11 protein-coding genes and 1 pseudogene are annotated in these 13716 nt (G+C 65.0%); 2 read left to right on the plus strand and 10 right to left on the minus strand.

What is annotated here, in order from left to right; all coding sequences use genetic code 11:
- Nucleotides 1-470: 470 nt before the first annotated feature.
- Nucleotides 471-615 (plus strand): annotated as a pseudogene (locus tag QWJ41_RS18995) (transposase); the annotation flags it as partial.
- An 8-nt stretch (nucleotides 616-623) separates the two neighbouring features.
- On the opposite strand, the gene QWJ41_RS19000 reads toward QWJ41_RS18995, so the two are convergent.
- The 10 genes from QWJ41_RS19000 to QWJ41_RS19045 form a co-directional block, all read right to left on the minus strand.
- Complete coding sequence (locus tag QWJ41_RS19000; RefSeq protein ID WP_056681158.1) at nucleotides 624-1424, minus strand: TIGR03084 family metal-binding protein; 801 nt, start codon at nucleotides 1422-1424, stop codon at nucleotides 624-626.
- A 41-nt stretch (nucleotides 1425-1465) separates the two neighbouring features.
- Nucleotides 1466-2242, minus strand: coding sequence for an enoyl-CoA hydratase/isomerase family protein (locus QWJ41_RS19005; protein ID WP_200951137.1), 777 nt, complete (start codon nucleotides 2240-2242; stop codon nucleotides 1466-1468).
- 9 nt (nucleotides 2243-2251) lie between these two features.
- Nucleotides 2252-3406, minus strand: coding sequence for an acyl-CoA dehydrogenase family protein (locus QWJ41_RS19010; protein WP_056681139.1), 1155 nt, complete (start codon nucleotides 3404-3406; stop codon nucleotides 2252-2254).
- 62 nt (nucleotides 3407-3468) lie between these two features.
- Nucleotides 3469-5451: an ATP-binding protein gene (locus QWJ41_RS19015; protein ID WP_056681137.1), complete on the minus strand. Its 1983-nt coding sequence runs from the start codon at nucleotides 5449-5451 to the stop codon at nucleotides 3469-3471.
- 19 nt (nucleotides 5452-5470) lie between these two features.
- Entirely contained in the window at nucleotides 5471-7060 is a 1590-nt protein-coding gene (locus QWJ41_RS19020) for an acyl-CoA carboxylase subunit beta (RefSeq protein WP_439117347.1), read from the minus strand.
- 18 nt (nucleotides 7061-7078) lie between these two features.
- Nucleotides 7079-7780: a TetR/AcrR family transcriptional regulator gene (locus QWJ41_RS19025; RefSeq protein WP_056681131.1), complete on the minus strand. Its 702-nt coding sequence runs from the start codon at nucleotides 7778-7780 to the stop codon at nucleotides 7079-7081.
- Nucleotides 7773-8078, minus strand: a complete 306-nt coding sequence (locus QWJ41_RS19030; RefSeq protein ID WP_056681128.1) for an AtuA-related protein — start codon at nucleotides 8076-8078, stop codon at nucleotides 7773-7775. The genes QWJ41_RS19025 and QWJ41_RS19030 overlap by 8 nt, the downstream gene beginning before the upstream one ends.
- The gene (locus QWJ41_RS19035; RefSeq protein ID WP_056681126.1) at nucleotides 8075-9439 is read right to left on the minus strand and encodes an acyclic terpene utilization AtuA family protein; all 1365 of its coding nucleotides are present in this window, start codon (nucleotides 9437-9439) and stop codon (nucleotides 8075-8077) included. The genes QWJ41_RS19030 and QWJ41_RS19035 overlap by 4 nt, the downstream gene beginning before the upstream one ends.
- Nucleotides 9436-10497, minus strand: a complete 1062-nt coding sequence (locus QWJ41_RS19040; protein WP_082563747.1) for a phosphate acyltransferase — start codon at nucleotides 10495-10497, stop codon at nucleotides 9436-9438. The genes QWJ41_RS19035 and QWJ41_RS19040 overlap by 4 nt, the downstream gene beginning before the upstream one ends.
- The gene (locus QWJ41_RS19045; RefSeq protein WP_056681119.1) at nucleotides 10481-12154 is read right to left on the minus strand and encodes an AMP-binding protein; all 1674 of its coding nucleotides are present in this window, start codon (nucleotides 12152-12154) and stop codon (nucleotides 10481-10483) included. Before QWJ41_RS19045 ends, QWJ41_RS19040 begins: the two co-directional genes overlap by 17 nt.
- A 596-nt stretch (nucleotides 12155-12750) precedes the next feature.
- Here QWJ41_RS19045 and QWJ41_RS19050 point away from each other — a divergent pair.
- On the plus strand, nucleotides 12751-13689 hold the full coding sequence (locus QWJ41_RS19050; RefSeq protein WP_200951136.1) for an SDR family NAD(P)-dependent oxidoreductase: 939 nt from the start codon (nucleotides 12751-12753) through the stop codon (nucleotides 13687-13689).
- Nucleotides 13690-13716: the final 27 nt, after the last annotated feature.

The raw sequence follows: 13716 nt of genomic DNA on the forward strand, positions 1-13716 counted from the left end.
CTCTCGTGACTCGCCTTGGCAGACGGGCACGAAAGTACGGGGACAAGTAGGTCGAGGGTGGGGCCACTTCAAGCCAGCACTACGGCTCCAAGTGGGGCCACTTCAGACTGGCACACTCAGACGACCACGTCGCACAACGCTCCGCCACCACCAACGGCCAGAAGGCCATCCTGACCGCGCTCGAGCTCCCCGAGCCGCCGCGGTTCTTCGACTTCACCGTGCCCGAGACCAGCTGACCCACGCCCGTCACGCGGCTCTGTAGTAACACGACCCCAACCCGCCGCTTCGGCGTTTCCGCAGGCCACACCCCATATTCGGCCGGTCGTGTGCTCATCTTCGGAAGTCCGGACTGAGATGAGAACCGCTGCTTACACCGTTTCTCGGACAGACCCACGGATGGAACTGATGCGTCACCCGCACCCGGGCGACAGCGCCCGGATCATCGCCAGGGCGTGCAGTCGACGGTGAGATCGAACGGACGCATCGAATCAGTCAACACCAAAGATCCGGCTACTCACCCGCGTCGCGTTCGGGTTCAAGTCCCCGGACGCCCTCATCGCCCTCGCCATGCTCAACCTCGGCGGCCACCGCCCCGTCCTCCCCGGCCGGAAATGACCCACGGATCAGTCAGGAGAGCCAGAAAATTGGCCCGCGCGCCGGCCGGAGCCGGGCGGGCCGGCGAAAGCTTGTGCTATCGCTATCCACTCCGCCGCCACTGGGCCCCGCGTGATCACGTCGGTGTCCTGCGGGTGACGCCGCTGCGTAACGACGAGACAGAAATCGAGTGCTGACCCGATGACGCGGTTCGCCGCTCCCTCTTCACCCCATACCCATAACTCTCCAGTAGGGCCGGTAACCTCCACCCGGACAGGGGCCGCAGGGATCGGTCGCCCGTGCGCCCGAAAACTGTTCGGCAGCGCCCGAACTCCGATATCCGTGATATGTCTGAGCCTATCGGTCGCGACCGTCTCCGCGCCTAGCGCGTCGCGCACGTCCTGCCCATGTGCCCATGTCTCCATTAGCCGAGCAGTGACGAAGGAGAGCACGCTCATGGGCGGCCCGAACCAAGGAACCCGAGTCTGCCGATCGACTGCACGCAGTGAGTGCACCATCTGCACCCGCGCCTGAACGAAGCCGCCGAGCAGCTCAGGTACACCGATCGTCCGCCCGGGGATGTTCGCACGGTCTACGAAAGCGATCGGATCCGGCTGTGCCTCCGCGAGCAACTGGGTGAACGCGGCCCGGTCGGTGAGTGCGAGATACGCAGCGTTGTCTGAGAACGTCAGGTGGCTCACCTGATCTCGAACCGTCCACCCTTCCGCGGGCGTCGCCTTCTCCCAGGCGACGACCGGCAGAGGCAGCAGCATGCTCATCAAGCAGCCCGTTTCGGCGGCGACATCACGCAGCAGCAGGTCGAGCTGCATGCCTTTGTCGTCGATACCACCGATGCTCGGACGGCTCGAGCTCATCGGCCCTGCCATTGCGGTGGGCGCTTCTCGCGGAACGCCCGTGGACCTTCCTGTGCATCAGCGCTCAGATAGACAGGCTCCCAGATCCGGTCCGCCTCATCGAGTGCGTCATGCCAACCACGATCTGCTGATGCGTACACCATCGCCTTCGATGCAGCGACGGACAGCGGGGCATTGGCGGCGATCCGCTCAGCCAACTCCTGAGCCGCTTCGCGCAGCTGTGCGGCAGGGACCACTTCGTTGACCAGCCCGACCTCCCGCGCTCTCACAGCGTCGATGGGATCGCCCGTCATAAGAAGCTGCATGGCCACGCGGGGTGGGATCAGCCACGGCAAGGGAGCCGCCCACGGCGACCCGCGGCCAACTTTCACTTCCGTCACGGCGAAGCGGGCGTTTTCGGCGGCGACTACCAGGTCGCACATCTGGGCCATGAGGAAGCCACCTGCGTAGGCCACACCATTAACGGCCGCGATGGTGGGTTTGTCGACAGCAACGGTGCGGCCGAAGTATGGAATGAAGTCCGGCGGAGGCGGCCCCAGCCTCTGCTCGGCCATCTCCTTGAGGTCCCCTCCGGCGCAGAAGGCCGCGTCACCTGCTCCGGTGAGGATCATGACCTTCGCTTCACCGTCGGAGTTGAAACGGTCGACGGCCTCGAACAAGCCGGCGCGGATCGCGGAGTTGATGGCGTTTCGTGCGTCTGGGCGGTTCAGCGTCACCCAGGCGGCTCCGTTGACGACTTCGTAGGTGACAGCGTCATCGTGCAGGTTGCTCATCGTGAACCCCTAATAGGAACTGGGCAGGCCGAGACTGTGCCTGGCGACATAGTTGAGGATCATTTCTCGGCTGATCGGCGCGGTCCGCATGAGTCTCATCGAGCCCCACAAGGTGGCCAACCCGTACTCTGTCGACAACCCGTTCCCGCCGTGGGTCTGGATGGCCTGGTCCAACGCTGCCATGCCCGCTTCGGCAGCCGCGAACTTCGCCATGTTGGCGGCCTCTCCGGCCAGGGGGTCTCCCTCGTCGTGCAGCCAGGCGGCCCGCTGCGTCATCAGGCGAGCAAGATCGGCGTTGATCTTCGCAAGCGCCAAGGGGTGCGCGACGCCCTGGTGTGTGCCGATCGGAACGCCCCACACCTGGCGTCCTCGGGCGTACTCCGCCGCCTTGGCCAGGGCATATCGAGCGATGCCGTTGCCCATAGCTGCCCCCATGATCCGCTCAGGGTTCAGGCCGTGGAAGACCTGGCGTAGCCCGTCGCCCTCTTCCCCGATCAGGCTCTCAGCAGGAAGGCGGACATCGTCGAAGAAGAGGGTGAACTGCTTGTCCGGTGCCGTCATCTCCACTGGAATGAGCGTCTTGGTGAGGCCGGCGGCATCGGTGGGTACCACCAGGAGGCTCAGCTTCCCGCGGCCCCTGTCGTCCGTGCCCGTTCGGGCGACGACGAGGATGGCGTCAGCCTCGTCCACACCGGAGATGTAGTACTTGGTGCCGGACAGCACGTAATCGGTACCGTCGCGACGGGCCACTGTCGAGATGTTGTGCGAGTTCGAGCCTGCGTCCGGTTCGGTGATGGCGAACGACATGATGGACTCGCCGGTGGCCAGACGTCGGAGCCATCGCTCTTTCTGCTCCTCCGTGCCGAAAGTCTGAATCACCGAGCCGCAGATCGCAGGAGACACCACCATCATGAGGAGTGGGCAGCCGGCAGCCGTCAGCTCCTCGGCCACGATCTGCAGCTCGTAAACGCCGGCGCCCCCGCCGCCGTACTCCTCTGCCAGATTCACCCCCAAGAAGCCGTGCTGTCCCGCAGCCTTCCAGAGCTCCGTACTCTTGGCTCCGGACTTCGAGGTTTCGACGAAGTATTCGTGACCGAACGACCGTCCAAGCTTCGCCACGGCCTCTCGGAGAGCGCTGTGCTCATCGGTTTCACGCAAGTCCATCTGGTGCTCCTTGTTGACGTCGGTTAGTGGGTGCAGGAAGCGCTCATCTGCGGCGAGGCCGCCTAGTTCTCGTTCTCCTCGATCACCACGAGCACCTCGCCGTCATGCACTGCTGACCCCTGCTCAACCGTGACTTCGCGGACGACGCCCTGATGCGGACTCGTCATGGTGTGCTCCATCTTCATGGCCTCAAGGACCAACAGCGGTTCTCCAGCAGCGACGTCGTCGCCGACAGCAACGAGCACCCTCGCGACGGTGCCCGGCATCGGCGCCATGAGGGAGCCGCCGGGGGCGGCTGACGCCGTGGAGGTGAAGCGCGGTGTCCGGGTGAAGGAGGTGTGGCCGAGGCGGCCATCCACATGGACGGTCGGTGAGTCCCCATGACCGGAGATCTCGACGTGGAAGGTTTCGCGGAGACCGTCAACCTCGAGAACGACTCGTTGGGGCGTGAGCACACCGACGGCCAGCTCAGGTAGGCCGTCATCGTTGACGTGTGCGCGAACAGTTCCATGGTCCAGCACGTAGGCGACCCGGTACTGTGCTTCTCCGGCCTCGAAGCTGATGGTCTGCGGCTGCGAGCGGTTGTTCCGCCACCCGGCGGGGACGGTGCGCTGTACCGACGCCCCCGCCCGTTTGCGCTCGACCAGAGCCAGGGTCGCCACGACCGCATGCAGGCGCTGCGCGTCCGGTCCGGCCAGTGGTCGGCCCAGGTCGACGGCGGGGTGCCGGGTCAAGAATCCAGTGTCAGTGTGACCGGCCACGAACTCGGGATGCCGCAGGATGCGGACCAGGAGATCCCGGTTCGTGACCAAGCCATGGATGCGGGCGTTGGCGAGTGCCGCGCTGAGCTTGCGTATCGCCTCCTGCCGGTCCGGCGCCCAGGCAATGACCTTGGCCACCATGGGGTCGTAGTACTGACTGACCGACGATCCGACTTCCACGCCACTATCGATCCGAACCCCCGGAACCTGCCCGAGGTCGAAGGTGTCGAGCGTTCCGGTCTGTGGCAAGAATTGCTGCAGCGGGTCCTCGGCGTAGAGTCTTGCCTCGACCGCATGGCCGGTGATGACAGCGTTCGACACCTCGGCGGGAAGCGGTTCGTGTTGGGCGACCATGAGCTGCAGGCGGACCAGGTCGAGCCCGGTGACCAGCTCGGTGACCGGATGTTCGACCTGAAGCCGCGTGTTCATCTCGAGGAAGTAGTACTTACCTTGACCGTCCATCACGAATTCCACGGTCCCGGCACCGACATAACCAACGGCCTTGGCCGCCGCCACAGCGTCTCTGCCCAGACGCTCGCGCAGGTCTTCATCCACCGCGGGCGACGGGCATTCCTCGATGATCTTCTGATATCTACGCTGGATCGAGCACTCGCGCTCGAACAAGTGCGCAACGCCGCCATACGTGTCGGCCAGCACCTGCACCTCCACGTGGCGAGGAGAGACCACGAGTCGTTCCAGGAACACGGTCGCGTCGCTGAAGGCAGCAGCGGCCTCCCGCTTGGCGGCGGCGACGGCTTCGAGTAGGTCGCCGGGAGCCAGCACCGTGCGCATGCCACGCCCCCCACCACCCGAGGACGCCTTGACCAATAGGGGGTAGCCGAGGTCTTCAGCCGCCTGACGGACCGTGTTCGTGTCCAGATCGGTCACGTCTGTCCATGGCAACGTAGGGACGCCGACACTGGCCATGATTGCCTTGGCGGCGAGTTTGGACCCCATCGCCTCGATCGCCTCCGGCGGCGGACCTACGAACGTGAGCCCGTTCTCGGCGCAGAGACGGGCGAAGCCGGCGTTCTCGGACAGGAACCCGTAACCAGGATGAACGGCGTCCGCGTTCACCCTGAGGGCGGCATCCACCAGGAGATCCGGACGCAGGTAGGTCTCCGCCGGGCTCACCCCTGGCAGCCGTACGGCTACGTCCGCCTCGGCCACGTGGCGCGCGTCCATGTCGGCGTCGGAGTAGACGGCGGCCGTGCTGATGCCCATGTCGCGACAGGTACGGAAGATCCGTCGTGCGATTTCACCGCGGTTCGCGACCAGGACCATGCTTATCGAAGACAAAGGTTCACATCCTGAATACGCCGTAGCCGCGCTGGCCACGGACTTCGTTGTTGTGGATCACGGACAGGCAGATGCCGAGGACAGTCCGCGTATCGCGCGGGTCGATAACGCCGTCGTCGTACACCCTCGAGCTGTTCGCCAGCGCAGTCTGCTCGCGCTCGATCTGCGACTGAACGGTCTCGCGCATGACGACGTCGGCAGCCTCATCGAACGGGAGACCCCTGTCGACCGCTGATTCCCTCGCGACGATGGACATCACGCCGGCGAGTTGTTGAGGTCCCATGACGGCGGTCCTGGAGTTGACCCAGGAGAAGAGGAAACGCGGTCCGAACGCTCGGCCAGCCATGCCGTAGTTCCCCGCTCCGTAGGAGACTCCTATGTTGACGGTGAGATGCGGGACTCGACTATTGGTCACCGCGTTGATCATCTTTGCCCCGTCCTTGATGATCCCGGCTTGCTCGTAGGTCTTGCCGACCATGTATCCCGTCGTGTTTTGGAGGAACAGCAGTGGGGTGTCGATCTGGTTGGCGAGTTGAATGAACTGAGTCGCCTTCTCGGCCTCCTCGTTGAGAAGCACGCCTCTCGCGTTGGCCAGCACACCCAACGGGTATCCGTGGATGGACGCCCATCCCGTGACAAGCGAGGTGCCATAGAGCGGCTTGAATTCATCGAACCTGGAGCCGTCGACGGTCCGGGCGAGGACATCGCGTGGGTCGAACGGCACCTTGGGGTCCGAGGAGGGGATGCCGAGGAGCTGTTCGACCGGGTAGAGGGGCTCGTCGGGCGGCTCGCTAGGACTCGAGCCCAATCTGCGCCAGTTCAGACGGCGCACGATCTCGCGACCGATGCGGATCGCGTCGAGTTCATCCTCGGCCAGATAGTCGGCGAGTCCGGAGGTCCGGGCATGCATCTCCGCGCCCCCGAGCGACTCGTCGTCCGACTCCTCGCCGGTGGCCATCTTCACCAGGGGCGGTCCCCCGAGGAACACCTTGGATCTCCCGCGGACCATCACCACGTAGTCGGACATGCCCGGCATGTAGGCACCGCCAGCTGTCGCGTTGCCGAAAACGAGCGCGATCGTGGGTAGCCCGGCGGCGGAGTGATCAGTCAGGTCCCGGAACATCCGCCCGCCCGGAATGGCCACCTCGGCCTGCGTCGGCAGGTCGGCTCCGCCCGACTCCACGAGCGTGACGACCGGCAGCCGGTTCTCCTTCGCGATCTCCATGGCACGGAAGACCTTCTTGAAGCTATGGGGGTTCAGGGTCCCTCCGCGCACGGTGGGGTCGTGGGCGATGAGCATGACCTCGACGTCCTCGATGACGCCGATGCCCGTGACCACGCTGGCGCCCACCGTGAACTCGGTGCCCCACGCCGCAAAGGGCATCAGCTCCAGGAACGGCGAGTCCTCATCCAACAGCCATTCGATGCGTTCGCGCGCGAGCATCTTTCCGCGAGCGCGTAGGCGCGCGACGGACTTCTCGCCTCCGCCAAGGAGTGTCGCCGAGCGAACCTCTGCGACCTCGTCGAGGCTCAACCGCATCTGGTCCAAGTTTTGCTGAAACTCGATGGAGGAGGTGTCTACTCGATCGGGCAGTACCTGCACGGTTCTCCCTTACTTCTCAGTACGTGTTCTGTCGAATAAGTCTGTTGATTCGATGCTCGACGAGCGGCCAGCGGCAAGGACCCCAGTGAGAAGGATCCCCATGACGTCGTCCACCACGCGCTCCAAAGGGAACTCACCGCTGGGCTGGTACCACTGTCGAACCGAGTTGAGGCCTGCGAAAATGAACTTGACCACGGGACGCACAGGGACGTCCCGGAAATCTCCCGAGGCGATGCCCGACCTCAAGATGGAGGCGAGAACGTCCTCATACCGTCGTCGAGCCGCCGCCAGGTTCGCGGGCGCCGTCTTGGACATGAGCACGTCGCTATTGTCGGCGAGAGCCTGGCCCTCTACGGTCGTGCAGACACGACTGACGTGTGTGTGCATGAACTCCCGCAGCCGTTCGGCAGGTTCGCCTTCGCTCACCTCGGCTGGTTGGGAGTCGACCGCAGCGATCAAGAGCTCGGCAAGCAGGTCGCTCTTGGACGATACGTAGTAGTACAGGCTGGCCTTCGACAACCCAACCTTGTCGCCGATCCTCTGCAGGCTCGCGTCGTGATAGCCGCGGATCGCGAACTCCTCGGCCGCCGCCTCGAGAATCTCCATACGCCGCCGGGTCTGACGCAGTTCCCTGCGCCTCTTGGCCGGCGGTTCTCCGACGGCCGCGTACTCCGGGGCCTCCGACGCGTGTGCATCGGCCTGCTCAGACATCGATCTCCATGAACAGGAGCGCCTCGCCCATGGCTTTGCCCTGAGCGTCCACCCGAAGCGAGGTCGTTCCTCCACCGCCCAATGCGGAGGTCAGGATGAAATTGAGCGCCCCCAAGTTCGGCAGCTCGTACCGCTTCACCTCGCCGAGGCAGACTCCAGCGAAGTGATGGGCAACCCGTTCCGCCGTTACCTCTTTGACGAGCAAGGGGTAGTCCGAGCGGTCACGTGCAATGAGTCCTATGTTGACGGAGTCGCCTTTGTCCCCGGACCGTGCGTGCGCCACATCGATGAGTCTCATACGCCATCTCTCACAATCACTTGAGGGTCCACCACACTCTTGGGGACCAGGGTCGGCCAGTAGGCCATCACACGGCTCGGCCTCATCCGTCCCCCGGCCAGCAGACCGGTGAAGCCGGGCGGGCCCATCACCAGGGGGGCGATCTCGGCTGCGAACCTGCTCACGGTGTCTGGGTCGTCTGCCCAGATCGAGACCCGCAGGACGACCTCGGACTGGTCCGAGCCCGCTGGCGGAACTACCCGGCCGTGAACGGAGTTGTATCCGACGAGATCGGTGCGGATCGCTCGGAGGGGCAAGCCAAGGTCTTTCAGTCGCGTCCGCAGGACAGAGTCCGCCAGTTCAGCCTTGGCGATCGCGTCAGGCCACGCATACGTGATCATCGCGGCGCCCTGGAACCCGTCCGAGTAGGCCATCGACACCTTCAACGAGTCCGTCGGGGGCCGGCCCCGCGCTCCTGTGACTTCGACTCGGTCCGGGCCGACCTCCTGCACCTGAAGGGCGGTGAAGTCGGCCGTCACCTCGGGCGACAGGTACGTTGCTGGGTCACCGAGCTCGTACAGCAATTGCTCGGTCACGGTAGCGGTGGTCACCGCGCCCCCGGTCCCCGGGTGCTTGGTGACGACGAAGGTGCCGTCGGCGCTCACCTCGACGATGGGGTACCCGACATGCGCGAGATCGTCCATCGTGCGCCATCCACCCTGGAAATTGCCGCCGCTGGCCTGGGCGCCACACTCGATCGTGTGCCCGGCCACCGTGCCCGCCGCAAGCAGGTCCCAGTCATCCCACTGCCAGCCGAACTCATGCACGAGAGGACCCAGAACCAATCCGGGATCCGTGCATCGTCCGGTGATCACGACGTTCGCTCCATCGGCCAGAGCGCGTGCGATCGGTTCAGCGCCTAGATATGCGTTGGCACTGGCGATGCGGTCTCTGACCTCGTCAAAGGACGTACCGGTGTCCAGGTTCTGCAACGGCACGCCTTCACTCTCCAGGTCGTCCAGCTGCGCCATGATGTCATCGCCGGTGACGACGCCGACCCGCAGCCCGCTGATCCCTTTGCTCGCTGCGACATCGAGCAGAGCCTGGGCACAACCCTGGGGGTTGACTCCTCCGGCATTGGCAACCACCTTGATGTCTCGTTCTATGCACTCCTGCATGATCTCCGACATGAGATCGACGAAATCCCGCGCGTACCCGGCATCGGGGTCTCGCTCGTACTGCTTGCGCAGGACAGACATGGTGATCTCGGCCAAGTAGTCCAAGGTCAGGTAGTCGATGTCACCACCGCGTACCTGGGCTACTGGCGCAGCGGGACTGTCACCCCAGAAGGCCTGTCCGTTCGCAATCCTTACCGTGTTCAACTCCGAACTCCTTCTCGTCCACTGTTCTCCGGCTCAGGGTTCTGCAGGGTGTCGTACAGCAGCATTCGAAGGGTGGTCACGATGTCGTCGACGCTGCACCCCCGCGATACGTCCGCAAATGGCCTCGCGAGGCCTTGTAGGAAGGCCCGTGCCCGTGCGCCCCCCAGTTGCTCCGCCACTTTGTAGGCAATGTTGGCCGAATCGAGGCTGGGGAAGACAAGAACATTGGCCGCGCCCGCCAGTGCGCCGGTCGCGTGCTTGCGCTCCGCCACAGCCATGGAGACGGCTGAGTCGAACTGCAGTTCTCCGTCGACGGCCTCCTCGGGAAACCTCCGTCTGAAGAGAGTGACGGCGTCGCGGATGCGCTGGACGTGGGGGGAACCGGAACTGCCCCGCGTGGAGAAGGACAGAAAACCGATACGCGGCTCGGTCCTCATCAAGGCTCGCCAGGATCGGGCCGTGGCCGCCGCGATGTCGGCGAGCTGATCGACGGTGGGCATGGGGGTCACCACAGCATCCGCGAAGGCGAGCGTGCCTCCAGATCCGACGTCCGGTCGCTGAGTGTCGAGAAAGATCGCTCCACTGACGGTGGATCGTTCCGGCGCCAGCCCGATGCACGAGAGACCGGCACGGAGCATGTCCGCACTGGTGGTACGCGTTCCTCCGATGGCTGCGTCCATCCATCCGCACCGGACCAGCGTCGCACCCCAGGCGGCGGGGTTCGACAGCGTCGCGCTGCGAAGGTCGGTCGCCGGGCCCACCTGACGCTCGAAGTCGCGCACCAACTGTTCGCGAACGGCGGGGTCGCTGACATCGAGCGTGTCGATTGCACCCACGTCGATGCCCTGGTCCCGGGAAGCACGCTGGATCTCCGACCACTTCCCGAGGAGCACCGGTCGACAGAGGCCGGTTTGCGTCGCGAGGGCCGCTGCTCGCAGCATCCGTGGCTCGTCACCTTCGATGAAGGCCACTCGCGACGACGACGAGACGTTCTCGATGTCTCTCCACGCGCCGGTACTCGAACCCGCGCTCGGAGCGAGTTCAGGCCGTGGGACCATAGCCTTTAAGGTCCATGGACTTCGTGTAGGCGTCCTGCAAGACGAACTTCTTCACCTTACCGGCCGGCGTCAGCGGGTACTCGGTGACGAACTCGACGTATCGAGGAACCTTGAAGCTGGCAAGTTTTCCCCGACAGTAGTCGATGAGCTCGGCCTCCGTCGCCTCGTGATCTGCCTTCAACTGGACGACCGCGAGCCCGACCTCGCCGTACTTCTCGTCCGGGACGCCGACGAGATAAGCGTCCTGAACGGCCGGGTGGGTGCGGATGAATGCCTCGACCTCCGCGGGGGCGACGTTCTCGCCCCCCACGATGTACAAGTCCTTGAGGCGTCCGGTGACGTAGTAGAACCCATCCTCGTCGCACCTGACCATGTCGCCTGTGTGCAGCCAGCCGTCCTCGTCGAGAACCTGAGCGGTCTGTTCGGGCATCTTGTAGTAGCCCTGCATGACGTTGGGGCCCCGGGTGAGCAGCTCGCCGTCGACACCCGGGCCCACCTCTTCTCCAGTGTCCGGGCCGATGATCTTCGCCTCGCAACCTTTCGGGCGGCCCACAGATCCCACTCGCTGTTCGAAGGGGTCTTCCTTGCGCGAAATCGTGATCAGTGGGGAGCTCTCGGTCATGCCCAGACCGATGATGATCGTCATCCCGAAGGTCTTCTCGACAGACCTGCTGACCTCGACCGGGCACGGCGCGCCCGCCATGAACGCCATCTTCATGGTGCTGTAGTCGTACTCCTGGAGGCTGGGATCGTGCAACAGGGCGATGTAGATGGTCGGGACCCCACCAGTGTGCGTGCACTTCTCCTCGGCCAGGATGCGGAGGGCCAGTGCGGGGACGAACCTGTCCATGGAGATGAGGGTCGACCCCCGTTGAAGTGCACTCAGCAGGCCCAGGACACAACCACCATTGTGGAAGAACGGGATGGGAATGAGGTACCTGCTGTCATCGTCGAGCTCCAGAGACTCACTGAAGTGCAAGGAGTTCGTCAGGAGGTTCGCGTGTGACAAGAGGCACCCCTTCGGGTCTCCTGTGGTGCCGGAGGTGTACATGATCATGAGCGCGTCGTCGGGCTTGACGTCCGCCGTGATCCTGAACAGGTCCTCGTCGGTCATCCCTTGCCCGCCATCTACCAGGGCTTGGAGACTCAGGGCTCCCGGCAGGCCCGGTTCCTGCCCGACACAGACCACGTCGCGCAGCATGGGGAACCGGTCGAACCGGTGTGCACCGCTGCTTTCCAACTCAGGGGCAAGGTTCCTCAGAGCCTGCTCGTAGTCGAGATTCAGGAACCGGGGGGTGTACACCAGGACCGCCGCGTCCGACTGGAGCAGCAGGTATTCGAACTCGGCCTCCCGGTAGAAGGAGTTCGCCGGGACGAGAACGGCGCCGAGCATCGCGGTCGCATGCTGGAACAGGACCCACTCGGGTCCGTTCGGAAGCCACAGGGCGACGTGATCTCCGTGGCGGACACCTCGCGCGTTCAACCCCTTGGCGACGGCCAATGCCTGTTGGTAGAGCTCCTCGTAGGTCAGCCGCGTCACGCGCGTGCCGTTGTCCTGATAGCAGACGAGTGCTTCCCGTTCGGGATTGTGAACCCGCGCAGCCGCCAGCCGGTCCGCCAGCGTTTCGCCGCCTGGCTCGTAGGTCGCAATGGGCAAGGCACTTTCCTTCCGTAGTGGAGCTTTCGACGTCGGTCCCCTCAGCAACACCGATCCGACCGAGAGCGAGGACTGCAGCTCTTTCGAACGCTGGTCGATGAACCTACCGTCGGTCAGATCGAGCGGTCAACCCCCGGGGCGGGATGTGGCCACGGGCGAGTGGCAGGGGTGAGTGGCAGGGGTGAGTGGCAGGGGTGAGTGGCAGGGGTGAGTGGCAGGATCGTCCCGGAAATTCGGATCGTGGCTGGCGCACCCGTTACGTCGACGTCGCACTTGCGAATGGCGAGAACCTCCCCGATCCGGGCGGAGGTGCCCAACATGACCCCGATAATTTGCTCCAGCTGCCCGTCTGGCGGCGGACCGGCGAAGCCCGGGGCCGCGTCGCCAACCACGGACGGCGGCGCGGATGGCGTCGACCTGTCCTAAGGACTCATTCTGAGTGGATGTGGAGCGCGGTAGAGCGCCGACGGGCTCGACCTTGGCCGCCGCCGGGTGGCTACCCCGCATGTCGAAGGACCACGGGAGGCACCTCGCGCGCTCCAGGCATCTCATCTTTGGAAGCCGTCGCCGCCTGATTCTCCTCGAGGAGTAACGGGATGGTGACGATCGCCAGTGAAACCGCGGTACTCACCACCAATCCGGCGTTCTGGAGCATCGACCGCACCCCGTTGGCCATGTCCCGCGGGCAGCGTAGGTCGGGGGCCATACTTGGGAGCGTGGCAAAACCAGACGATGCGAAGCGGGCAGAAAGTCGGAAGGACAACGGCACGGCGAGCTTGGCAGACGTCACCGGTGTGCGAGTGCTGCTCACCGGCGGGACCAGTGGGCTCGGCCGCGCGATGGTGCAGGCCCTCGTCGCGGGCGGCGCCTCGGTGGTGTTCACCGGCCGCGACGGCAGCCGGGGACGGGAAGTCGCCGAGGAGGTTCGCCGGGTAGGACTAGGCACTGCCACCGCGATCGCAATGGACGTGCGTGATGAGGAGTCCGTCGCCGAGGGCGTCGCGTCGGCACGAGAGACGCTCGGCGCCATCGATGTGCTCGTCAACAACGCCGGCATCGGGATGCGGACCGTCAACCCGCGCTTCCTCACCGACCCGCGGCGGTTCTACGAGGTGACGCCGGCTGGGTTTCGTGACCTGATGGCGACCAACGTCACCGGCTACTTCCTCGTCGCCCGATCGGTCGTCCCCGAGATGGTCGCCGCCGGCCGCGGCGCGGTGGTCAACGTGAGCATCAACGAGCAGACGATGCGTCGTCGCGGGTTTGCGCCGTACGGCCCTTCCCGCGCCGCCACGGATGCGCTCTCACACGTGATGGCCGAGGACTTGGCCGGGAGCGGCGTGGACGTGAACCTGCTGTTGCCCGGTGGTGCGACCGCGACGGGGATGATCCCCGAGGGGTTCCCCGAGCCGATGCGGCAGCAACTTCTCGACCCCGCTGTCATGGGACCTTCGATCCGCTGGCTGTGCTCGCCCGCCTCCGACGGCCACACCGACCTTCGCGTCGTCGCCTTGGACTTCGCCGCGCCCGCGTAGCCTACAGTCAAGGGCGGCACGACCCAT

This window comes from Nocardioides cremeus, from assembly GCF_030518195.1.
GTDB lineage: Bacteria > Actinomycetota > Actinomycetes > Propionibacteriales > Nocardioidaceae > Nocardioides > Nocardioides cremeus.

Bases quoted from the DNA above. Each gene is read 5' to 3' on its own strand.
- QWJ41_RS19000 (WP_056681158.1), bottom strand. From the start codon at position 1,424: ATGCAGCTCGACCTGCTGCTGCGTGATGTCGCCGCCGAAACGGGCTGC.
- QWJ41_RS19005 (WP_200951137.1), bottom strand. From the start codon at position 2,242: ATGAGCAACCTGCACGATGACGCTGTCACCTACGAAGTCGTCAACGGA.
- QWJ41_RS19010 (WP_056681139.1), bottom strand. From the start codon at position 3,406: ATGGACTTGCGTGAAACCGATGAGCACAGCGCTCTCCGAGAGGCCGTG.
- QWJ41_RS19015 (WP_056681137.1), bottom strand. From the start codon at position 5,451: ATGGTCCTGGTCGCGAACCGCGGTGAAATCGCACGACGGATCTTCCGT.
- QWJ41_RS19025 (WP_056681131.1), bottom strand. From the start codon at position 7,780: ATGTCTGAGCAGGCCGATGCACACGCGTCGGAGGCCCCGGAGTACGCG.
- QWJ41_RS19030 (WP_056681128.1), bottom strand. From the start codon at position 8,078: ATGAGACTCATCGATGTGGCGCACGCACGGTCCGGGGACAAAGGCGAC.
- QWJ41_RS19040 (WP_082563747.1), bottom strand. From the start codon at position 10,497: ATGGTCCCACGGCCTGAACTCGCTCCGAGCGCGGGTTCGAGTACCGGC.
- QWJ41_RS19050 (WP_200951136.1), top strand. From the start codon at position 12,751: ATGGTGACGATCGCCAGTGAAACCGCGGTACTCACCACCAATCCGGCG.